General features: G+C 52.5%; 1 pseudogene. It reads left to right on the top strand.

The features are described 5' to 3' along the window. Positions 1-255: pseudogene (locus AACQ81_RS06790) on the top strand (DUF927 domain-containing protein); the annotation flags it as partial.

Below are 255 nucleotides of genomic sequence, written 5' to 3'. Positions count from 1 at the left end.
AGGGAATTTGAAGCCCGTTGCTATCGAGTGCCGTAAAAAATGGCCTCACGCGATAATCATTATCGCCGCAGATAACGACTGGCACGCCGAGGGTGAATTGGACGCAGACGGCAACCTTAAAAAGAACCCAGGAAAAATTGCGGCAGAACAGGCAGCAGCGGCAGTATCGGGGTTCGTTGCACTGCCACCCTGTGAAGAAAAAGCCGATTGGGACGACTATCGCCAAAGATACGGGTTGCAATCCATGCTGAACGC

It is taken from the genome of Xenorhabdus sp. Sc-CR9 (genome assembly GCF_963897815.1).
Taxonomy (GTDB): Bacteria; Pseudomonadota; Gammaproteobacteria; order Enterobacterales; family Enterobacteriaceae; genus Xenorhabdus.
This window is presented reverse-complemented; position numbering and strand designations above follow the sequence as displayed.